Annotated in this window: 24 protein-coding genes; 15 read left to right on the top strand and 9 right to left on the bottom strand. The window is 37.1% G+C overall.

Annotated features, from left to right (window positions below; translation table 11 throughout):
* Positions 1–14 precede the first annotated feature (14 nt).
* Together MF646_RS19740 and MF646_RS19735 are read right to left on the bottom strand one after the other, a co-directional pair.
* Complete coding sequence (locus MF646_RS19740; RefSeq protein WP_250098215.1) at positions 15–1349, bottom strand: cytochrome ubiquinol oxidase subunit I; 1335 nt, start codon at positions 1347–1349, stop codon at positions 15–17.
* Between the two features lie 171 nt (positions 1350–1520).
* Positions 1521–1661: an FbpB family small basic protein gene (locus tag MF646_RS19735; RefSeq protein ID WP_250098214.1), complete on the bottom strand. Its 141-nt coding sequence runs from the start codon at positions 1659–1661 to the stop codon at positions 1521–1523.
* Between the two features lie 395 nt (positions 1662–2056).
* Between MF646_RS19735 and MF646_RS19730 the strand changes: the two genes are divergently transcribed.
* The 3 genes from MF646_RS19730 to MF646_RS19720 all read left to right on the top strand — a co-directional run bounded on the left by MF646_RS19730 (position 2057) and on the right by MF646_RS19720 (position 3700).
* The gene (locus MF646_RS19730; RefSeq protein ID WP_250098213.1) at positions 2057–2203 is read left to right on the top strand and encodes a hypothetical protein; all 147 of its coding nucleotides are present in this window, start codon (positions 2057–2059) and stop codon (positions 2201–2203) included.
* A gap of 105 nt (positions 2204–2308) precedes the next feature.
* Positions 2309–3268, top strand: a complete 960-nt coding sequence (locus MF646_RS19725) for an MBL fold metallo-hydrolase (RefSeq protein ID WP_250098212.1) — start codon at positions 2309–2311, stop codon at positions 3266–3268.
* 90 nt (positions 3269–3358) lie between these two features.
* On the top strand, positions 3359–3700 hold the full coding sequence (locus MF646_RS19720) for a methyl-accepting chemotaxis domain-containing protein (protein WP_250098211.1): 342 nt from the start codon (positions 3359–3361) through the stop codon (positions 3698–3700).
* 61 nt (positions 3701–3761) lie between these two features.
* Here MF646_RS19720 and MF646_RS19715 read toward each other — a convergent pair whose 3' ends face one another.
* Positions 3762–4913 carry an MFS transporter gene (locus MF646_RS19715; protein ID WP_250098210.1) on the bottom strand — a complete coding sequence of 384 codons (1152 nt, stop codon included), beginning with the start codon at positions 4911–4913 and terminating at the stop codon, positions 3762–3764.
* 176 nt (positions 4914–5089) lie between these two features.
* Here MF646_RS19715 and MF646_RS19710 point away from each other — a divergent pair, with 176 nt between their 5' ends.
* From MF646_RS19710 to MF646_RS19695, 4 genes are all read left to right on the top strand, one after another.
* Positions 5090–5470 (top strand): OsmC family protein, encoded by a 381-nt coding sequence (locus MF646_RS19710; protein ID WP_250098209.1) that lies wholly within the window; start codon positions 5090–5092, stop codon positions 5468–5470.
* A gap of 257 nt (positions 5471–5727) precedes the next feature.
* Positions 5728–7107 carry an MATE family efflux transporter gene (locus MF646_RS19705; protein ID WP_250098208.1) on the top strand — a complete coding sequence of 460 codons (1380 nt, stop codon included), beginning with the start codon at positions 5728–5730 and terminating at the stop codon, positions 7105–7107.
* A 27-nt stretch (positions 7108–7134) separates the two neighbouring features.
* Positions 7135–7749 (top strand): YczE/YyaS/YitT family protein, encoded by a 615-nt coding sequence (locus tag MF646_RS19700; RefSeq protein ID WP_250098207.1) that lies wholly within the window; start codon positions 7135–7137, stop codon positions 7747–7749.
* Between the two features lie 285 nt (positions 7750–8034).
* Positions 8035–8841: a YfkD famly protein gene (locus MF646_RS19695; protein ID WP_250098206.1), complete on the top strand. Its 807-nt coding sequence runs from the start codon at positions 8035–8037 to the stop codon at positions 8839–8841.
* A gap of 189 nt (positions 8842–9030) precedes the next feature.
* Here the strand turns inward: MF646_RS19695 and yfkAB are convergent, their stop codons facing one another.
* Positions 9031–10143 (bottom strand): radical SAM/CxCxxxxC motif protein YfkAB, encoded by a 1113-nt coding sequence (gene yfkAB / locus MF646_RS19690; protein WP_420842552.1) that lies wholly within the window; start codon positions 10141–10143, stop codon positions 9031–9033.
* Between the two features lie 165 nt (positions 10144–10308).
* Between yfkAB and MF646_RS19685 the strand changes: the two genes are divergently transcribed.
* The 4 genes from MF646_RS19685 to pdaA all read left to right on the top strand — a co-directional run bounded on the left by MF646_RS19685 (position 10309) and on the right by pdaA (position 13868).
* Complete coding sequence (locus MF646_RS19685) at positions 10309–10497, top strand: SE1561 family protein (protein WP_250098205.1); 189 nt, start codon at positions 10309–10311, stop codon at positions 10495–10497.
* Positions 10498–10510: 13 nt separating this feature from the next.
* Entirely contained in the window at positions 10511–11152 is a 642-nt protein-coding gene (locus tag MF646_RS19680) for a histidine phosphatase family protein (protein ID WP_250098204.1), read from the top strand.
* A 166-nt stretch (positions 11153–11318) separates the two neighbouring features.
* The gene (locus MF646_RS19675; protein WP_250098203.1) at positions 11319–12863 is read left to right on the top strand and encodes a fumarate hydratase; all 1545 of its coding nucleotides are present in this window, start codon (positions 11319–11321) and stop codon (positions 12861–12863) included.
* A 201-nt stretch (positions 12864–13064) separates the two neighbouring features.
* Positions 13065–13868, top strand: coding sequence for a delta-lactam-biosynthetic de-N-acetylase (pdaA, locus tag MF646_RS19670; RefSeq protein WP_250098202.1), 804 nt, complete (start codon positions 13065–13067; stop codon positions 13866–13868).
* A 106-nt stretch (positions 13869–13974) separates the two neighbouring features.
* On the opposite strand, the gene MF646_RS19665 is transcribed toward pdaA, so the two are convergent.
* Complete coding sequence (locus tag MF646_RS19665) at positions 13975–14337, bottom strand: GAF domain-containing protein (protein WP_250098201.1); 363 nt, start codon at positions 14335–14337, stop codon at positions 13975–13977.
* Positions 14338–14470: 133 nt separating this feature from the next.
* On the opposite strand from MF646_RS19665, the gene rlmD reads away from it, so the two are divergent.
* Both rlmD and MF646_RS19655 read left to right on the top strand, forming a co-directional pair.
* Positions 14471–15865 carry a 23S rRNA (uracil(1939)-C(5))-methyltransferase RlmD gene (gene rlmD, locus MF646_RS19660; RefSeq protein WP_250098200.1) on the top strand — a complete coding sequence of 465 codons (1395 nt, stop codon included), beginning with the start codon at positions 14471–14473 and terminating at the stop codon, positions 15863–15865.
* The gene (locus MF646_RS19655) at positions 15862–16767 is read left to right on the top strand and encodes an alpha/beta hydrolase (protein ID WP_250098199.1); all 906 of its coding nucleotides are present in this window, start codon (positions 15862–15864) and stop codon (positions 16765–16767) included. The genes rlmD and MF646_RS19655 overlap by 4 nt, the downstream gene beginning before the upstream one ends.
* 94 nt (positions 16768–16861) lie before the next feature.
* Here the strand turns inward: MF646_RS19655 and MF646_RS19650 are convergent, their stop codons facing one another.
* Complete coding sequence (locus tag MF646_RS19650; protein ID WP_250098198.1) at positions 16862–17122, bottom strand: hypothetical protein; 261 nt, start codon at positions 17120–17122, stop codon at positions 16862–16864.
* 549 nt (positions 17123–17671) lie between these two features.
* Between MF646_RS19650 and MF646_RS19645 the strand changes: the two genes are divergently transcribed.
* Both MF646_RS19645 and MF646_RS19640 read left to right on the top strand, forming a co-directional pair.
* Positions 17672–17968 carry a hypothetical protein gene (locus tag MF646_RS19645; RefSeq protein WP_250098197.1) on the top strand — a complete coding sequence of 99 codons (297 nt, stop codon included), beginning with the start codon at positions 17672–17674 and terminating at the stop codon, positions 17966–17968.
* Positions 17969–17979: 11 nt separating this feature from the next.
* Entirely contained in the window at positions 17980–18936 is a 957-nt protein-coding gene (locus tag MF646_RS19640) for a 2-hydroxyacid dehydrogenase (RefSeq protein WP_250098196.1), read from the top strand.
* 80 nt (positions 18937–19016) lie between these two features.
* Here the strand turns inward: MF646_RS19640 and MF646_RS19635 are convergent, their stop codons facing one another.
* The 3 genes from MF646_RS19635 to ectB form a co-directional block, all read right to left on the bottom strand.
* A complete protein-coding gene (locus MF646_RS19635; RefSeq protein WP_250098195.1) occupies positions 19017–20291 on the bottom strand; it encodes an ATP-binding protein in 1275 nt (424 codons plus the stop codon).
* A 194-nt stretch (positions 20292–20485) separates the two neighbouring features.
* Positions 20486–20878: an ectoine synthase gene (locus MF646_RS19630; protein WP_034745932.1), complete on the bottom strand. Its 393-nt coding sequence runs from the start codon at positions 20876–20878 to the stop codon at positions 20486–20488.
* Between the two features lie 281 nt (positions 20879–21159).
* Positions 21160–22443 carry a diaminobutyrate--2-oxoglutarate transaminase gene (gene ectB / locus MF646_RS19625; protein ID WP_250098194.1) on the bottom strand — a complete coding sequence of 428 codons (1284 nt, stop codon included), beginning with the start codon at positions 22441–22443 and terminating at the stop codon, positions 21160–21162.
* Positions 22444–22461: the final 18 nt, after the last annotated feature.

Raw genomic sequence — 22461 nt, 5'->3', positions numbered from 1 at the left:
ATCCCCTCTTTAATTTAAGACATTATTTGTAATTCTTTTGAAACAGGGTTTCGGTTAAAGTAGTAGTGCATAACTAGTCCAGTTAAAACAAGAAGCACGAGGTAGAGAGAAACAAAAAGAAAGAAAAGCATTCCTAAGTTGCCAGAATTCGTAGCTGCCTCCGAAGTTCTTTGAATGCCATAAATTGTCCAAGGTTGTCTTCCTGTACAACTGAAAATCCACCCTGTTTCTATACCAATCATCGCAAGTGGGCCAGAGGCAACCAAGCCAGCAAGCAGCCATTTAGGATATGGCTTTTTCGTTTTTCTTCTAAAAAACCACAACACCCAAAAGATCACAGCTAAGCCAAAGAGAGCAGATCCAATTCCAACCATCACGTTAAACAAAGTATGGACAAATAAAGGAGGCCACTCATCCTGTGGATAGTCATACAATCCTCGTACTACTCCATCAGTAGACCCTGTAGCAAGCCAGCTAAGCATACCAGGAATTTCAATCCCACCAATTACTCTACCGGCTTCTGGGTCGGGTGTTCCCAGGATCGCCAGTGGGGCGTTTGCTTGCGTTTCAAATAAGCCTTCTGCTGCAGCCAGTTTTACAGGTATGTGCTCATGAAGCATAATCGCTGTATCGTGTCCGTTGTTCATCGTATACACAGACATAATAAGACCAATGGCAAGGGAAAGAGTTAATCCTTTGCGATGATAAGTTACTTCACGTTCTGTGAGACCACCACGAAATAGTTTGTAGGCTGCAACAGAAGCAAGTACAAATGCACCAGTCATATATGCACTTCCGACGACATGTAAAGAAGTAACATAGAAGCTAGGGTTGTTTACAGCTGCAAGTGGGTTAACGTTAGTGACTTGGCCATTTACTAAATCGAACCCTCTAGGAGTATTCATCCATGCATGTGCATTTGTAATTAAGACAGCAGATGCAGTCGCTCCGAGGGCAACAAAAAACACACTCACAATTCTCATAGTTGGTGAAAGGCGATCTGCTGCATATATATATATAGAAAGAAAGAGAGCTTCTAAGAAGAAGGCAAAAATCTCAACTTGAAACGGAAGTGCAATAACTTGTCCCACAATTTCCATAAAGCCCGGCCAAAGAAGACTTAACATGACCGCTACAATCGTACCAGATGGTATGGCTACCCCTAACAAAATCGCTACACCTTTCGTCCAGCGTTTTGCGAGTGTTCCATAATCTTCATCTTTCCGGATAATCCTCATAATTTCGGCAACTAAAATCATTAATGTAATTCCTACACCTAATGTCGCGAAAATAATATGAAAGGCAATAGAAGTACCAAATATCATTCGCGCAAGCATAACATTATCCATCATTTACTTCCTTTCACACGGTTTTATATGTATAAACTTCTTTTCCATGCTATTACTGTGCGTTATTATATTGGTTCTATTCGTTTAATTTTCCAATTTAAGAAATATATAAATGGGGGATAATTAGAAAATAAAAAGAGCGAGATACCTAATATGGTAATCTCGCTCTTTTTATTTTGTATCTTTTTCCTGATTATTCGAAGATCTTTCATCAATTCGATCTTCAATTTCTGCCAATGCCTCGGGGTCATTTAATAATTGTTTTTTATTTTCTAATACAAGTTCTTCAAATGATGTGGATTGTCTTCGCATGATAACCCCACCTATAATTTATTTTGTTGCTACAACTATTATATCAACAAGTATATACAAAAATAAAGATAGAATTGTTACAATTTTTCGACTAAAAGAATATTGTTAGAGTTTGTCGAATAAAATAGAAAATAATAAGAAAGATAATAAACAATTTATACACAACAAAATAGAAGTTATGCACATTATACACAAAGTTATACACAGTTATGTTGATAACTTTGTGTATAACTCAGTAGTTACCATAAAGTTTAAAAGATTTAAAAAAGCTATTTACAACTGCAGATAATATTGTTAGAATATTTTTAACATTAAAAAATAGTTGCAGTTGAATAATAGATAAAAAGTGAGCGACTGCTCAATCACTTGACCACAAAAAAAGGAGAGGGAATCATATGACAGTTTCAGAGAAAAAAATGATTGAAGAAATGCAGAAGAAGTTAGATCGCTTAGCAAGCGAATTAAATGAACTTAAAAAAACTAGCCACGAAGGCTTTGAAAAGTTAGAAACAGATGATTTCTTAACACAAGCATATAATTAGTAATTGATAAGAGAATGTCTATTATGTTGTTATAGAAATATAGGCGTACTCTTTTTTTTTTTGAAATAACTAGTATTAGTTGCTAAAAGTAAGGAGGTTAATACATTGACTGTTTGTGCAGAAAGTATTCATCAAATAACGATTCCAACTCCGTTCCAAGTAGGCCCTGTACATGTATATTTAATTTGTGGAAAGTCTCTTACTCTAGTAGATACTGGGCCTCTTACAAAAGAAGGAAAAAGGGAGTTAATGCAACAGCTTCATATTCTAGGTTATAAAATAGATGATATAGAGCAGGTTATTTTGACTCATCATCACCCAGATCACATTGGACTGGCGAGTTTATTTAAACATTCAACGCTAATTGGCCATAATTTCTTGCAGCCTTGGTTAAAGAAGGATCAAGTTTTTTTTAGAAAATGCAGAAAGTATCTTAAAGATCTCTATATAAAGAATGGTCTGCCAAATGAATTACTCACAGAAATTGAAAAGTCTAGTCAAACATATATGAACTTCATTGAACCCGCAGAACTGGACGTTATTGTTAAACACGGGGATGGGGTACCAGGATTACCAGGGTGGAAAGTAAAGGAAGTGCCAGGTCATGCTCAAAACCATATCATGATTGTACGTGAACATGATCGTTTAGCGATAGGGGCAGATGTGCTATTAGCTTCTATTTCGTCAAATGCTTTACTAGAAGCGCCTATGAATGGGGAAGAAAGGCCAAAAACGTTACTGCAATATCGAGACTCATTAAAGTTAGTAAAGGAACTAGATTTAAATCTTCTTTTACCTGGACATGGAGAAGTGGTAAAAGATGTGAAGTCTTTAGTCGATCAAAGACTTGCGGGGCATATGAGAAGGGCTCATATAATAAAAGAGATTATTTCTACGAAAAAAGTGACGGCAAGTGAGATTAGTTTTGATTTATTCAAGGAAAAGCATCTAAAGCAACCAGATTTAACATTCTCAGAAACATTTGGTCATCTTGATTTACTACTAGAACTAGAACAAGTTAGTGTGAAAGAAGAAGGAGATTTATTTTTCTTCAGAAATGAATGATTAATCATTCATAAAAAAGTATTCCCAATCTTTCCTTTTCCCTATCTTTCTTGGTAAAATAACGATAAGACAGATATGAGGAGGAGCAAAATGGAGCAGAAAAAAACCAATTCTTTAAAATTGATTTGGATCTTTGGTGTGATTTTGATTTCCATTGTTTTAGCCAAAAAAGAATGGAGAACAAAAATGTTGGCTGAACTGCGAAAGCTTAAGGAAGAAACGGGGAACGCCGTTCAATTTGTTAGAGACAACCGTGAACAGATCGTAGACCAAGTTAGAGCAACTGCTAATGAAGTATCGTCTGTAGTAAGAGACATTTCAAGAGATGTTAAAATAATTGGAGAAACCGCCTCGCATTTAAAAGAAAGCTCCGAAGAAATTGTAAAGGCAACGAGAGAAGCTGCAGACGACTTAAAAAGCTTAAAAAGGTAAACTACATAGGAGGGGGTATCTCAAAAGTTAAATTTGGGGATACCCCCTTTGACCGTTAACGTTAGTTTATCAGTTTCTGCTTGTGTAATAAAACGAACAAAAAGACTAGAAATAACATGGCGCTAATGATGAAAAAGAAGCTAATGCCACTGAAAGATTGAATAAATATCCCCCCAACATAAGGGCCCAAGAGACTTCCAAAGCTGAAGGCAACCCCGCATAAAATATTCCCAGTTGGCAATAGAGATTTTGGCGTTAAGTCAGTCATATAGCTGATACCGAGAGAAAAGGTAGAGCCAACAAACATACCTGCTATAAATAGACATATTGTAAGGCCGAATATGGATTGCTCAAGGAAGCTAGCAATGAAAAAAATAAAACTACCGGAAGCTAGAATGAAAGTTAGTATTTTTTTTCTTCCATATTTATCACTTAATACACCAAGAGGTAGTTGAAAGACAATTCCTCCTATTGCAAACGATACTAATAGAATAGAAACATATGTCACATCAAGTCCAATACGTAAACCGTAGACAGGGAAACTTCCATTTAACGATGCTTCCAAAAAGCCATAACCTAATGCTGGTAACAAAGCAACCCATGAATACGTTAATGTTTTCTTAAAGCGGCTTGTTGTATCTTTAAAAGAGGTAAGTTCTAATGCCCTTTCAGGAAAATCATTGTGTAAAGCAAATAAAAATAACCATGCTACCAAGCAAAGACATGCAGAAATAATAAAGGGCAAAGCCTCATTAATGAAAATTAAGGGAGTCATTAGTGGTCCAACGGCAAAACCAATTCCAAAGAACAGGCCATAAATACTAATGTTTCGGCCTCTTTTTTCTTTAGGAGATGCCGATGTAATCCATGTTTGAGTACCAAAGTGAAGTGCGTTGTCTCCTATCCCAATACAGAGTCTTAAGATAAACCAAAACCAAAATGACTTCCATAAAGGAAAGAGAGCTAGTGAGATGATGACAAGTAATCCTCCAGCCATAATGATTGGTTTATAACCGAATTTTCTAAGCGGCGGTTCCATAAATGGAGAAACAATCAATATTCCAATATAAAGAGCGGTAGCATTTAGTCCGTTTAAGGTTGCTGATACACCATCCTGTTCAAAAATAACAGAAATAAGCGGGAGGAGCATTCCTTGACTAAAACCACTAATAGCAACAATGCTAACTAATATCCAAAAGCGAAAACGATTCATTCAAAAACCTCACCTTTTTTGAGGGATCTAAAAAGGGTAAAACGTCTTTTTTAGTGCCACATCCATTTTAGCTCCTTTATATACAGAAGACCATATGTTATTTTTCAATAGAACATGACGGTATGATAAGAGCCTGTTACAATAAGAAGCGTGTAGAAAAGGAGGTATTGTGTAATATGGACTTTAAAATGAAGGAAAATAGCTTTGTGACAGATCTCGAATATGGTCGGTTAGAGGTATCTGGAAATTCGGAATTTGGTTTCAGGCCATACCAACTTCTTGTTTCCTCTGTAGCCGTATGTAGTGGGGGAGTGCTTAGAAAGATATTAGAAAAGAAGCGGATCTCTTATAACGATATTCGTATTAACGCTGATGTAAAAAGAAATGAAGCTGGAGCAAATGAGGTAACAGACATCCATTTACATTTTAAGCTTTATGAAGTTGATACTACGAAAGAGAAATTAGAGAAGATCTTTGAACTTACTAGAAAGAATTGTCCTATTTATCAATCTGTAAAAGATTCCATCCGCATTACTGAGACATTTGAATGTATATAATTTGATAAAAATAAATAACCATTTGTTTTAATATATAAATTAACATCTTTAGGGAAAACTTATTTGAATTAAGATACAATTGCTTTTCTAAAAAGATGGGTATTCAACAATGTACTAGCAACTATCACTCACGTTTTTATTAGGACACCGCTATTACAAGAAGCTTACTGGAAAATGCCATCATCTACTTTCAGTAAGCTTAATACAGTAAGTGGTGTTTTTTCTTTCTTGGTTTTTCGATAAAGAAGGGGATTAGCATGTCACAATCAAAGCAGATGGATTTTACAAATGGAAAGATTATGAAGAAGATGATTCTTTTTTCTTGGCCAATCTTTCTTACTAATTTACTTCAGACATCCTATCAGTTTATTGATTCTTTATGGGTAGGGAATTTATTAGGACCTAGTGCATTAGGAGCCATTACAATCTCCGCAACAGTTGTTTTCACTACACTATCTTTTATTATTGGTATTAATAGTGCAACATTGACAGTTATTAGTCAAAGAAGGGGAGCCAATGATGAGGAAGGGCTAAAGGATTCTTTAAATGCGTTCGTATTCGTATTGGGGACGTTAGCTATTTTCCTTGGCATATTAGGGTTTCTATTTTCAGGGACAATTCTTCAAGTCATGGGAACGCCTGATGAAATTACACCATTGGCGCAGTCTTACTTACAAATTAACTTTATCGGGATCTTATTCTTATTTGGTTACAATTTTATCGGTACAGTTCTAAGAGCATTAGGTGACAGCCGTACACCGATACGCTTTATCATTATTGCAGTGATCCTTAATGCGATACTAGATCCACTTTTCATCCATGTATTTCAGTGGGGAATTGAGGGGGCAGCTTATGCAACGATTATTTCGCAAGGTACTGCATTTGTTTATGGGTTATGGTACTCGATTAATAGAGCCAATGTTCCATTTCAAATTCCTACTCTGCCCGAAAAAAGATATTTTCTAGTTTTATTTAAGATGGGCCTGCCAGCAGGGTTATCAATGATGGCCATATCAGGGGGGATTTTGGCTATTATGACGGTAGTCACTAGTTTTGGTGAGGAAGTAGTAGCTGGATTTGGAGCTGCACAGAGGTTAGATAGCTTAATTATGCTCCCGGCATTAACGCTAGGTTCAGCTGTAAATAGTATGGCTGGCCAAAACATAGGTGCGAAACTATGGGACCGAGTAAATGAAATAGCAAAACAGGCTTTGTTTCTAATTGTTCTTGTTTCAGTAATTATTAGTACAATTATTTTTTTTGGAGCAGAATATTTTATCCGTATGTTTGTTCAAGATGAAGAAACCGTGCAGTTTGGTACGATGTATGTAAAAACCGTCGCGTTTTTTTATCCTTTTTTAGGTGTTAACTTTGTATTAAATGGCATAGCAAGAGCAGCTGGTGCGATGTTTCCTGTGTTAATCTTAAATATCATCTCTTTTTGGATTTTACGCTATCCTTTGACAGCGGTCTTTTCAGCTTGGTTAGGTGAAAGCGGGATTGCCTTAGGGATGGGAGTTAGTTTTATCATTAGCAGTGTAATCGCTGTTGGTTACTATTTCCTCGGAAATTGGCGAAAGATAAGTGAGAATATTGGAGAAAGTACGGAAAATAAACATAAAAAAGAAGATTCATAGATGAAAGTAGAATAGAGGAGTAAGGAAATGAAGTCATTATTTATTAGATCTTTCAGTTATTTATTCGGGTTAATGATTGTTTCGTTTGGTGTCACATTAACAATATTAGCAGGTCTTGGCGCAGGTGCGTGGGATGCATTAAATGTCGGGCTTGCACATAAGACTCCATTTTCAGTTGGAAACTGGGTAATTTTTGTAGGCATCATACTTATTGTTGTTAATTCAGTGTTAACGAGGTCAAAACCTATTTTAGTTTCACTTATTACGATTTTAATAATAGGTTATTTCATCGACTTTTGGCTTCTAATTGTCTTCCCTAATTCATTAATTAATGAATTCTTCTTACAAGTGGTTATTTTATTAGTTGGGGTTGTAATTATGGCTTGCGGAGCGTCAATTTATATGCAGGCTAAGTTTGCTTTGATCCCCATTGACGGCTTTATGTTTGCTTTAAGGGATGTATTAGGTGTGAAAATCATGGCTGCAAAAACGATAGCAGAAGTTATAGCTTTAGTAGCTGCCGTCATTGTAGGAGGGCCAATTGGATTAGGAACAATTATCGTCACATTTTCAATTGGTCCATTGATCCAATGGTTTTACCCCCACTTTGAAAAGAGACTTAATTGGGAAGTTGTTCAATAATAGGAAGGACCTAACCTTGTGTAATTATTAAGGTTAGGCCTTTTTTTATAGTCTTATGAGCCAAGCTCTTTTGCTTTTGCATTTGTAGCATGAATCGCTTTTTAGGCAGGTGCACTTCCTGTTACAGCTGTTTAGTTATGAAATTTTTATCTGATAAAGTGAAATTCTTTGTCACACAGTAACGTTACCAAAAAAATAAAGCTTACGGTAGCGATGGATAATATTTGTCTCAAAGATCACACTATAAAAAAACAATGTCCCTAGTTGAAATGAGGAGGTATAAAAATGAAACGAGTAATCATAGCGTTTCTTGCGATCTTTTTATTGGCTGCATCAACAAATGTTTTTGCAGAAGGTGAAGGGAAGAAAGAAGAAGAAAAAGGGTTTAAAATTCCTGACTCTGTACTTAAAATTTCAAAAGAAAACACGTATACGAATCCAACACAAGACTTACCTTATTTACAGCCAAGTGAACTTGCTAAAGAATTATTGGATTCTGCAGGAGTAACGATTGAAAATCCTGATTTAATTCGGATATTAAATGAATCAACGATTAATGATTCGAAATTAGCTTTAGGTTTCCGTGCCTCAATTTATCTAGGAGAATGGCCGCTTGCTTATGAATCTGACGGTACGGAAGTCAACTGGGAATATCAAAAAGTAAATACGAATTATGCTGATAATCGCGGAGGTCGCTCCCCACAAAAAATAACTTATTTGCAAGAACAACAAAAGAAAGTTAATGGTGGATTAACGGCGAAGATTCCCAATAGCGAGGCAGTAAAAAAGATGATGATGATTAAAGCAACAGAACACACGAGTTTACCTTTATCTTTTGAAACGGTAATCGGTCAAGGAACGAGAAAGAATAACACGTATAATGTTGCACCAAAACAAGTAGGTTATTTGCATAGTTATGTTCCTGCAGCTAACGAAAAAGGGAAAGTAACATATGGTGAAGTTTATTTAACATTTAAGGGTGGGAAGCGAAAATTAGAAGTGAAAAATGTTACTCAGCAAGGAATTGGAGCTTGGATTCCTGTTCAGGACCATCTTTCCTTTACGTTTGTGGCGGCAAACCAACCTAAATAATACAAGGAAAAAGGAAAAAGAGAGGTTGTCTCAACTAGGTTAGCACCCCAGACTCACAGTCTATACAATGAGTGTACATATATTGTACCTCTTTGATGGGGACAGAGAGGCCACTGAAAAAGGTACGGTTTTGACCTTTTTCAATGGCCTCGGGGACAGACCCTTAGGAGACTGCCTCTCTTTCTTAATTTAAAGGTTCGATTTTCTTTTCGTAAAGTCAATGTCTTGGTAATAGGCATCTTTAACCAAAACATTCGGGCCGAGACATTTAACTGATGGACAATGGCAGTTGAGTGATTTTGCAAGATCAGAATCCATCCAAGTTGAATAAGCCTCCTGTAATGTAGTCGTTTTAATATTCCCTAGTGGAGGAGTATCACCAAAGTCAGTAACAATGATATTGCCATCAAAAATATTCACATTTAGCCTTGAACGGCCGTCCGGATCATTACGAACAGTGACATTTTTAGTTGAATAGAGACGTTTTTGTAAGAGCAAATCTTCTGTTTCCTCACTACAAGGATAAAACGGAAGTGTACCAAATAGCATCCAAACATCTTGATTACGTACATCTAGCAGACGGTGAATACCTGAACGAATTTCTTCTAGGGAAGCAACTTCTAGATGACTTGCAAAGTCACTTGGGTACATAGGATGTACTTCATGACGCTGGCAGCCCATTTCGACAATTTGCTCATGGATCTTCTCGAGATGTGGAAGGGTTCGCTTATTCAGCATCGTTTCAGCAGAGACAATAACGCCTTGACTTGTTAGCGCTTTTGCATTTTCAATCATTCGGTTAAACAACTTTGCTCGTTGATCAAAACTAGGTTTTCGGTCCATAACAGCAAACCCAATTTCTGCAAAATCTTCGACGCTGCCATAATTGTGTGAAATATGGAGAACATCTAAGTAAGGAATGATTTGTTCGTAGCGGTTTAAATCAAGTGTTAAATTTGAATTGATTTGCGTTCGAACCCCTCTATCATGAGCATATTTCAACAGAGGAACGACATACTGTTCAACGGACTGCTTAGAGAGCATAGGTTCCCCGCCTGTAATACTAAATGCTCGTAAAGTAGAGATTTCCTCTAACCGTTTTATTAATAAATCAATCGGTAGTGGATCAGGGTCTTTAGAAGTAAGAGTATATCCAACGGCACAGTGCTCACAGCGCATATTACATAAAGTCGTTGTCGTAAATTCAATATTTGTAAGTGCAAGCTTACCAAATTCCTTTATATCTTCATAAGCTTCCCATGGATCATGAGAAGGGGTTATTTTTGGATAGATATCAATCACAAAGATCGTACTCCTTTATCGAATTACTTCATTTATCATAACGTAAAAGCAAGTGTTTCAAAAGGGCAACTTTCGAAGTTTGGTGCTTCATTGTATAGATGGAAAGAATCTGTTACACTTTACACATTAAAAAAAGACTGTTTCATGAAAAAGGAGCGAACGTAATTGGGTGGACCTATACATGATAAAAAAGAACAAATGACTTATTTACAAAATAGACTTGATATGGTGATGACGGTTCTAGATACGATAGACCCTGAAGAGGCTGGTGTAGAAGATATTGACCGTTTGCTTGCTATGCTTGACGATATTGAAACAAAGTGCCAGCAATTCCGTCATGATTGGTCAGAATAAGGGGTTTTAACTTATGAATTTATATCTGATCAGACATGGTGAATCAGAAGGCAATGTAAGTGGAAAGATTCAAGGGTGCGAGGATTATCCACTATCAGATCTTGGTCAGCAACAAGTTAGTCTCGTAGCAAATTATTTCAAAGATATTCAACTCGATTATCTTTATAGTAGTGATTTAACACGGGCCTATCATACAGCTAAAGCGATTGGTGCAATTAAAAATAGGACGATTCACAAGTGGGAAAAAGTAAGAGAAGTGTACCTTGGGCCATTTCAAGGTTTAACCCGATCGGAGATTTACGCAAGTTTTCCACAAACTAAAGAGAAATCCATCCTTACTTCTGGAGTTCAAGGAACTGAAACCGTTCAAGAGTTAACTGGACGTTGTCAGCACATTGTAGAACAAATGTTACTTGCCCATCAAGAGGACCATGTTGGAATCGTGTCACATGGTGGATTCATTAGTATTTTCCTCATGTATCTTTTGATAGGTGAGAAGTGGCATACTTTTCACCGACCATTTCAAATTGATAATACAGGTATTACCCATATTGAGTGGTCGAAAAGAAACAGCAAACCACTTATCCATTATACGAATAAAACAACACACTTAGAATCTTTAGTTGATCGACAGATGAAAAAGGAGTTACTTTAGAAGAACGTTCGCTCTAGAACGTTTTTTTTGTTGACTGACAAAAAAAGGAGAACAAATTTCCATCTATATTTGAACACGCTTCCACTTAGGACTTTCGGAATTTTTGGACTAGCATTATAATAGTATTGGGATTATTTATGCTTGTACCAAAAGGGAGATGGATGATATGAAGAAATTTGAAGAAAGTATGTACCAGCTTATCGTTGAAACATCTACAAATCTACCAAATGATGTGCGCCGAGCTATTGCAAAGGCAAAAGCAAAAGAGAATGCTGGAACGCGCGCTGCATTATCACTATCGACAATTACAGAAAATATCGGAATGGCAGATGAAAATGTATCTCCAATTTGTCAAGATACAGGAATGCCGACCTTTGAAGTAAAGGTTCCAGTTGGTGTGAACCAAATTGAAATGAAAAAAGCTATTTATGCTGCAGTAGAAAGAGCAACAAAAGACACAAAACTTCGACCGAACTCTGTTGATTCACTTACGGGGAAAAACTCAGGTAATAACCTTGGAGAAGGAACTCCTGTTATTCATTTTGAACAGTGGGAAAAGGATGTTATTGATGTACGTTTAATTTTAAAAGGTGGAGGCTGTGAGAATAAAAATATTCAATACAGTTTGCCAGCTGAACTGGAAGGTTTAGGACGTGCTGGTCGTGATTTAGATGGAATTCGTAAATGTATTATGCACTCTGTTTACCAAGCGCAAGGACAAGGCTGTAGCGCAGGCTTTATCGGTGTTGGTATTGGGGGGGATCGTACTACAAGTTATTCATTAGCAAAAGAACAACTATTCCGTACGGTTGATGATGTAAATGAGAATGAAGAACTTCAAAAGCTTGAAGACTATGTCTCAGAAAATGCTAATAAACTTGGGATTGGAACAATGGGATTTGGTGGAGAAGCCACGTTACTTGGCTGTAAAATCGGTGCAATGAATCGGTTGCCAGCAAGTTTCTTCGTTTCTGTTGCTTACAACTGTTGGGCTTATCGTCGTTTAGGTGTCATTTTAGATCAAGAGACGGGAGATATTAAAGAGTGGCTCTATAAAGATGGAGAAAAGGTTGATCTGAATAAGGTAGAACAAGAAGTGGCGGCTGCTGAAGAGAGTGCAGGTGAAGTAAGAGAAGTTGTTCTTGAAGCGCCAATAACTGAAGAGCAAATACGTGAACTTAAAGTGGGAGATGTTGTTATTATTAACGGCATGATGCATACAGGACGTGATGCGATTCACCATCACTTAATGGATCATGATGCACCGATTGATTTAAATGGCCAAGTCATTTATCACTGTGGACCTGTTATGATGAAAGATGATCAAGGAGAGTGGCATGTAAAAGCTGCTGGTCCTACGACAAGTATTCGTGAAGAGCCGTATCAAGGAGATATCATGAAGAAATTTGGAATCCGTGCTGTGATCGGGAAAGGCGGCATGGGGCCAAAAACTCTTAAAGCCCTTGGAGAGCATGGTGGTGTATATCTTAATGCAATTGGTGGAGCTGCTCAATACTATGCAGACTGTATTAAGAAAGTAAAAGGAGTAGACCTCTTGGAATTTGGTATTCCAGAAGCAATGTGGCATCTGGAGGTAGAGGGCTTTGCGGCGATTGTTACAATGGATTCTCATGGAAATAGTTTACATGCGGATGTAGACAAATCCTCGCTTGAAAAGTTAGCACAGTTTAAAGAGCCTGTCTTTAAATAATAAAGGAAAAGGAGAAGCCTAAATGAGGCTTCTCCTATTTGTGCACAACGATCAATTAGTAAACATATTGGAGTCGCTTCCGTGCTGTACGCCGTATATAAGTAAGAGGAGAAGGTCGCTTCTTTTGTTTATACCTGTAATCATACATAAAGGCCTCCTTCGGTGATAAACTAACAAAAAAATGAGGGAGTCTGATACTTAATGCTTAAGAAAACTACAGTTTTAACTATGCTCATTTTTGCAGTAATCTTTGGCTGCGGCACTACATTCGCAGCTGCTTATAGCAATACAGTTCATAATTGGAACTATAAGCCTCAGAAAGACAATAAGCCGGTTACAACTGAGCCATTATATCTTGAGCTATTAGAAAAAACGAATGGCTTTTTTATTGGCGATACGTCAAAAAAAGAGCTCTATTTGACCTTTGATAATGGCTATGAAAATGGATATACCGAGAAAGTGCTTGACGTTTTAAAAGAAAAAGAAGTACCCGCTGCCTTTTTTGTAACAGGGCATTATTTAAATGATGCTCCTGACCTTATTAAAAGAATGGTTGATGAAGGACATATTGTCGGTAACCACTCATGGCACCACCCAAGCTTACCTGAGGTTGGGGATGGTCGATTAATGAATGAGTTAAACAAAGTAAAAGAGCGCTTTACTGAGCTTACAGGTGAAAAGGAAATGCATTTTTTACGCCCGCCAAGAGGCCAATTTAGTGAACGTTCATTAGTCCTTTCAGAAAAGCTAGGCTATACAAATGTCTTTTGGTCCATGGCATATAAAGATTGGGAAGTAGATAAGCAAAAGGGTGGGGATTATGCATATAATCAAATTATGAAAAGAATTCATCCAGGAGCAATTATGTTAATTCATTCTGTTTCGAGTGATAATGCAGAAGCATTACCTCGTGTTATAGACGACGCAAAAAAACAAGGTTATGAATTTAAAAGTCTAGACGATTTGATGTTTCAGAAGCAGACAGAGGATTGGCCATTTCTATAAGCTAAGCGTTTTAATAGGGCGCTGAAGTGGAAAGTAACGGTGAGGATTCTAAAAACAAAAAAAAAGATCAGTCTCTCATAATGCTATGAGGGACTGATCTAAATAATTAATTAGCAAAACTTTGCTGACCAATTGCTGATGCAATTGTTTCAAGTGTACTTACATCGGTTACATCAAATGCAATTGGTTGACGACTTCGAACAACCATCATTCCAATTTCTTCTTCCATTGAATTTGTAATAGGGAATTTTAATTCTCCGTTACATTCCCATTTAATATCATCTTCAAAAGAAGAGGCTGCAACCAATTTGTGATCCAAGTTTTCGTACATATAAATTCCGACCCAGTCAATGTAAAGAACTTGTTCTACAAGGCTTTCTACGGTCTTATTAAAAATAGACTGTAAACTTTCACGTTTATAGACGTGGGCCATAATTTGTAATGATGCTACATCTGTAGGTATAGACAAAATGATCTCTCCTCTTTTCAAATCTCTGTGTCTATTTTAGCAGATGTACACCTATTTTCGGTCTAGTAAGTTTAGGAAGAAATGTTCGAACATGCTATAATAGGGGACGCTATGATAGAACGGAGTGAGTGAAATGAACCAAAAAACGATACATAAGTCAATTGACATGAAAAAAGGCCAACAATTTCCACTAACGATTAAACGGCTTGGCATCAATGGGGAAGGGGTAGGGTATTTTAAAAAGCAAGTTGTGTTTGTTCCCGGAGCCCTTCCTAATGAAGAAGTTGTTGCAGAAGTGACAAAAGTAAATCCGAGATTTGCTGAAGCGAAAGTGGTCAAAATTCGTAAGCGTTCAAAAGAACGGATTCAACCACCTTGTCCAGTATACGAACAATGTGGCGGATGTCAATTACAACATATGAATTATAGTGCTACACTCCGTGAAAAACGAGATATTGTCAGACAGGCTTTTGACCGACATACGAAGCTGAATATGAATAAAATAGTAATTCACGAAACGATTGGGATGGACGATCCATGGGATTACCGTAATAAGAGTCAGCTGCAAGTGGCAAAACGTGGTGAAGAAGTAATTGCAGGGTTATACGCAATGAATTCCCATAAATTAATCGATCTTACTCAATGTAAGGTTCAACATAAAGCGACAAATAAAGTGACTGACGTTGTAAAACAAATTTTAGCAGACTTAAATGTATCTATTTACAATGAGCGGAAGCATAAAGGTGTGATTCGGACAATTGTTACTAGGGTCGGCTTTGAAACTGGTCAAGTTCAGGTTGTTCTAGTTACAAAGGAAGAAGAATTGCCTCGGAAAGAGGCCATTGTGTTAGAAATTCAAAAGCGTCTACCAGAAGTAACTTCTATTATTCAAAATATAAACGGTCAGAAAACGTCCATTATTTTTGGTGGAAAAACCGTTCATTTAGCTGGAGAGGAAGTTATTGAAGAGAAATTGGGAGATTTGTCCTTTACGTTGTCGGCACGTGCCTTTTTCCAACTGAACCCCATTCAGACGGTTAAACTTTATAATGAAGTCAAACGCGCAGCTTCTTTAACAGGAAAGGAGAGAGTCGTTGACGCTTATTGTGGTGTGGGGACAATTGGATTATGGCTGGCAAGTGATGCTGCTGAGGTGAGAGGAATGGATGTAATCGAGGCTGCCATTGAAGATGCTAGGGTTAATGCAAAAAATCATCGATTTCAGCATGTAAGCTATGAAGTAGGAAAGGCTGAAACGTTGCTTCCTCGTTGGCAGAAGGAGGGATGGAAGCCTGATGTGGTCGTCGTTGACCCCCCAAGAACTGGATGTGATGATAAGCTGCTTCAAACGATTATTGAAGTAAAGCCGAAAAGGATGGTTTATGTATCCTGTAATCCGTCAACATTAGCAAAGGATGTTGACCGTTTATGTAAAAAGGGATATAAAGTCAAATCGATACAACCAATTGATATGTTTCCATGGACAGCGCAAGTAGAAAGTGTAACTGAGTTAGTGAGAGAAAAATGATTAGACGAACGCTTGAAATGATGCGATCGGAACGCCTGCCATTTGGAGTGGAGTCTAATCAAATAGAACAATATAAAAGTTACTATGATCTGCAAATGAAAGATTGCAACCATCTTTACGGATACATAACATTTGCAGGTTACGATCTATTTGTTCAACAATTCAAGCCTAATTATTCAGTTAAGACGGTCTTATTGATTCATGGGTATCTAGACCATGCCGCATCATTAAATAAGGCTATACGTAAGCTAGTTGAGAATCAATATGAAGTTATTGTTTATGATTTACCAGGGCACGGGCTTTCTAGTGGGGAACGTATGTCGATCAATAGTTTCCACGACTATTTTAATACGGCAAAAGCGTTATATGATTTCTTTTTTTTAAATGGAGAAGCGCCACTACTGGTCGCACATAGTACAGGAGGGGCAATAGCGCTTCATTTAGTCAAAAATAAGAAAGCTGATTTTTCAAAAATGGTTTTAGTTGCTCCACTGTTTCGCCCATATCTCTGGAGAACTTCAACGTTAGGGTTATTCTTAACGAAACCGTTTCTCAAGAAATTAAAAAGAGTGTATTCTAAAAATTCCAGTGACGAGGAATATCTTGCTTTTACAAAAATGGATCCCCTACAAGAAAAGGTGCTGCCAGTAAGCTGGCTTCATGCCTTAGGTGATTGGTTAAAAGGAGAGTCGTTCGAGATAAAAGACGACATATCATTTTTAATGATCCAAGGGAGTTTAGATCGGACAGTCGATGTGGCCTTTGGAGAAAAACAAGTAAAGTCCATGTATCCAAATAGTCAAATTGTCCGAATTTATGAGGGGAGTCATCAGCTTTTTAATGAAGAAGCTGTGATAAGAAACCAAACATTCTATATTATGTTGAAATACCTTAAGCAATGAGCTTGCTAAATCTTTTGAAAAGCCGTGATAAGAGAGGGTTTCTTAATCACGGCCAGTAGCGAATCAGACTTTTGAATCACCTACTTAAAACGGGTTAATCATCTACTGTCGTAGATCTCAAATTCATTTGTTCGGCTTGCCGGTAAGCATCAACCATTCCCCAAATCCACATTATGGGATAGGTGATAAAACCGATAATAATGAACATTAAAAGTGCGTTAATAAATTGAATAATCATAAACGCAATGCCTTTACCAATTTGACCGTTATAGATTTGACCAAGCCCACACCAAAGAGCGCTTAGTACAGCAGCCAAACCAGGGCTTTTAGGGGGATGAGTTGGACCATGAGACATGTGTCTACCTCCTTTTTTAGTTGTTATTACAGGTTATTTACGGTAGAGGAAAATCATGACTTTCTTTTAGAGGGACAGGGAGTAAAAATGAGGAAGAACAAATGGAATGTGTGAAACTAACATTAGACCTTACGTTATCTCGGGTTATTCACGGACTATGGTTTCCTAAATTAATAGAGAAGGTGACAATCCTGAGTACGTGTAAGGGGTGTCACCTTTTTTAAAGCTATTATTTTATAGATGTACTAACATTTACTATCTAGCATAGTGTTAGTAAAGAGCTGACTATTAAATCGGGAATGTTATGGAGATCGTATAAGTCAAACTAATAGAAGATGTAGAGGAGGATTTTCTAAACCTGTGTTGTTTGTCCAAGCTATACAGAGTAGTTGTGTTAGGACCTCAAGCAAGAGTTTGGAAATGGCAGCCTAAGCATTTGGAGCTTCCAGTTATATCTTCTTTTCTAGTTTATCAAATTAAGGAGGTTATCGTAGGAATTTGTCGAATGTTAAGTAATAATTGTTTAGTAATAAGAGAAGGAGGAGAAACATGAATCTTTATAAAGCTCATTTTGTCCATCCACATACGCAAATTCCGTTAATTGTTTATTTTAATGAAAGCAATGGACATGTAACATTTGAAAAAGACAACGAAGTACTAGAAATTTTGCTTGAGTTAACAGAAGGAATGGCTGCCAACAGGACGTTTCTAGAAAATATGAACCTAACTTCAAATATTTGTCAAACACAATATCCAGTGAACTCTTTTCATGAGTTATATGAATTTCTTGAGGCGTTAGGAGTAAACAAGGACGATTTATCTTTTCAACAATTATTCATTCATTAAAGGAGAATTAGATGAAAGTAGTCATAACCCGTCATTTACCCAATGACGTAACAAAGGAACTTGTTGATAATTTTGATGTAGTAATGTGGGGAAAAGAAAATGAACCGATACCAAGGAAACAGCTCCTAGAGGAAATTAAGGATGCTGATGGCTTATTCACAAATGTGGCTGATCAAATCGACTATGAACTTTTAGAAAGGGCACCAAAACTAAAAGTAATTAGTACAATGGCAGTCGGATATGACAATATTGATATTAATGAAGCTAGAAATAGGGGGATCATGGTTGGTCATACACCAGGAGTTCTAACTGAAGCAACCGCTGATTTAACGTTTGCGCTTTTAATGGCTGCTGGGCGAAGAATTGTGGAAGGCATGGATGTCATTAGGCAGAATGAATGGAACAGTTGGGGGCCTTTTTTCTTAACAGGACAAGGAATTTATAGGAAAAGTATCGGTATTATTGGTATGGGTAGAATCGGTTTAAGTGTTGCTAGAAGAGCAAAAGGATTCCAAATGGATATTCTATATCACAATAGAAGTCACAATAAAGAAGCTGAGGAAGAGCTAAATGCTACATACTGTGAGTTAGAAGAATTGTTAACAAAAGCAGATTATATTGTTCTATTAGCTCCTTCGACAAAAGATACATACAAAATGATTGGCAAAGCAGAGTTTGTCAAAATGAAACAGACAGCTGTGTTTATTAATACATCAAGAGGGACCAACGTTGATGAGGAAGCGTTGTATCATGCTCTCCAGTCTGGGGAGATTTTTGCAGCTGGATTAGATGTATTTGATCAAGAACCAATCGATTCTGAACATCCTTTATTAAAACTAAGAAATGTTACTGCTTTACCTCATATTGGGAGTGCTTCAATTGAAACAAGGATCGAAATGGCTAGATTAGCTTGTGAAAACTTGCTTAATGGACTCAAAGGACAACCGTTAGTACATGAGGTAAAATAAATTTCAAAGATGAAGCACAAGGGAACGAAATCCTGAAAAGAATTATCATCCTCAGTATTTTTTCGATTCCCAAGTGCTTTTTACATTTTACAATCTACTATAGGCAGTTTTATGGTGAAGCGTGTACCAATTCCTTGCTGACTTTCTACCTTTATTTCTCCACGCATGGCTTTAATAATACTATACACGACCATCGTCCCAAGACCTGTTCCTGTTGTTTTTGTTGAATAGTACGGTGTCCCTAATCTTCGTACTTGATCGTTACTCATTCCTATACCCGTATCTTGTATATCAATGACAGCTTGTTCATTTGATTGATGCAAGTTAATTGTCACTTGTCCACTGCCAGGCATAGCTTCAATTCCATTTTTAATAATATTAATGAGACATTGATGAAATTTTTGCCGTTCTCCCGCAACGAATATAGCCTCTGCTTTGAATAAATGAATGGTTATATTTCGCATCGTTGCATAAGGGGTTACGATTTTCATCACATAGTCTATCTCTTCATTTAGCTCAAGAAGCTCAACGTTTTCAAGAGATGGTTTTGCAAATGTTAAGTAATCAGAGATAATAACTTCTGCTCGTTCTAACTCATTTAGAGATAGACGAATATAAAATTCTTTTTTATCATCTGAAATTGTTTTATCTTGTAAAAGTTGGAGAAATCCCTTAGTTACAGTTAGGGGATTTCTAACTTCGTGTGAAATACTTGCCGCCATTTCACTAACAACTTTAAGCTTCTCTAGTTCTTTTAATTCACTTAACATATGGTTTTCGGTTTTGGCTCGTTCAATAAATAAAATAAATAAAGCGATGGCTATGACTTGTGTACTATAAAAAAGAATTAATGAGATCCAACCATTCCCCGTTAGATTTATATTAAAGAAATGAATAACAGTTAAGATTAAAACGACACTCGTCGCCATTGCTAAGGTGGCTAAAATTAGCTTATTTTTAAATTTCGTTGCTGCTTGGAAGCGGGGAGTAACAAAGATCAATCCTATTAACATTACCACGTAAATAATAAGGGATGAATAAAAACCTGGACCGTGATCTAATATGAAACGATAAGAGAGTAAGATGATTAATAAAGAAACACCGACTTTACGGCCGCCATACAATATCCCAATAATAAAAGGAATTTGTCTAAAGTCAAAATAAAAACCAGGACTAATGGAAAGAGGAAATGTCATACACAAAATAATTGATACTGCTGAGATTATTCCAATTAATATTTCATTAGAGAATTTGTTAATTTTCCCTTCAATATATTTGTGGTAAATAAAGAATAGAAGAAATACAAAAGAGAGGTTTAACAAAAAAATTTGAAGGTCAAAAATTATCTCACTCACAATTTTCCCTCTTTTTCTACATTATTTATCTCACTACTTCTTTCTTACTAGTTCTATTTCCTCCTTCATGAAGAGTTTTTTTTATAGTCCACTAAAAAGTATGACACCATTTTGACATATTTGAAAAAAGAGGGGGTTTCATGGTCTGAATAGAAAGAAAACCAGCTGACGAATCAGCTGGTTTCTTTCTATGATTAATCCTCATCTACAGGATAAACACCATTTTCATCATGCACTTCTCTTCCTGTAATAGGTGGGTTAAATACGCAAACCATACGCATATCTCCCTTTTCACTTGCACGAAGAAGGTGCTCATCATGTTTATCTAATACATAAATTTCATCTTTTTTGATTGGCCACACTTTGCCATCTGCAAGTGTTTCTACTTCACCTTCACCCTCGATGCAGTATACAGATTCAAGGTGATTTTGGTACCAGATATGAGTTTCTGTACCAGCTTTAATAATTGTATCGTGGACTGAGTAACCCATGCCTGAATCTTTTAATACAAGACGGCGACTAATCCAATTTCCTCCGTCAACTTCTTGATCAGTTCCTATAATGTCTTTTAGTTTTACGACTTTCATGATGTATACCTCCAAGTATTATATAAAGTAGGCTGTTTCGCATACTTCGTTGTTTTTATGGGTTGCGTGTTCTTTACATGTTCGTTCCATTGCGCTTCAGTCACTCGCTTTCCGCGGGGAGGTGCCGAGCCTCCTCGGCTGCGCCTGTGGGGTCTCGCCCTTACCTCTACATCCCGCAGGAGTCGAGTGACTTCCGCTCCATTTCACTTCGAGAAAGCAACAATGTTTAAGAAAACATCCTTAAAGATAAGAGAGGAGTTTGGGAAAACTCTCTTTATTTTTTACGATGTTACTAGTTCTTTCGATCCTAGGACAGCCTTCACACTGTCTTCAATGATTTTGAATCCTTTTTCTAAGCCTTCATCGTCGATAATTAGTGGCGGGAAGAGCTTAAATACTTCATCCTTTGGTCCAGATGTTTCCATAATTAAGCCACGATCAAACGCTTCTGCAGCAATTTGACCAGATAACCCCTCAACTTCTGAGGAGATTCCAACCATGTAACCACGACCTTTAGCTTCTCCTTTTAACTCAGGATAGTCAGCAACAATTCTCTCTAGGAATTTGAAAATACGTTCTGATTTCTCTTGAATATCCTTTTCGAAGTTCTCATCCTTCCAATAGGAAAGAGCGGCAGTAGCTGTAACAAATGCGTGGTTGTTTCCACGGAATGTACCATTATGCTCACCAGGAGCCCAAATGTCTAAGTCTGGACGGATTAAGGTAATAGCTAATGGCAAGCCGTATCCACCAATTGATTTAGACATACAAACGATATCTGGTTTGATACCTGCTTTTTCAAAACTAAAGAATGTTCCAGTACGACCAACACCTGCTTGAACATCGTCAACGATAAGCAGTATGCCCCAACGCTTACAAATTTGTTCTACACGTTGTAACCACTCGAAGCTTGCAGCATTAATACCGCCTTCACCTTGGACTGTCTCGAGGATCATTGCAGCAGGGATTTCAACTCCGCTACCTCCATCCTCTAGGAAACGCTCGAGATACTCCAGAGTGTCGAGGTTGTCATTAACAAAGCTATCATAAGGCATTGTCACGACATTTTGTAATGGGATTCCAGCACCTTTACGTTTGAACGCATTACCTGTAACTGAAAGGGCACCAATTGTCATACCATGGAAGCCATTTGTAAAGCTAATAATATCTGTACGTCCTGTGACCTTACGTGCTAATTTTAATGCACTTTCAACAGTATTTGTTCCTGTAGGTCCAGGGAACATTACTTTATAATCGAGATTTCTAGGTTTTAATATTACGTCATTAAAAGTTGTTAGAAATTCAGCTTTTGGAGCTGTCGCCATATCAAGCGAATGTGTGATGCCATCACTTAAGATATAATCGACTAACTTTGCCTTCATCGTTGGATCATTATGACCGTAATTCAATGCACCTGCACCTGAAAAGAAATCGATGTATTCTGTTCCTTTTTCGTCCCACATTTTATAGCCTTTTGCTTTCGTAAAGACAGTTGGGAAACTACGGCAGTAACTACGTACCTCAGATTCAAGCTTTTCAAAAATCGTCATATCTGTTTGACTCATCGTCTTTTTTCCTCCTAA

The sequence above is a fragment of the Halalkalibacter alkaliphilus genome (genome assembly GCF_023555415.1).
Classification (GTDB): domain Bacteria; phylum Bacillota; class Bacilli; order Bacillales; family Bacillaceae_D; genus Halalkalibacter; species Halalkalibacter alkaliphilus.
This window is presented reverse-complemented; position numbering and strand designations above follow the sequence as displayed.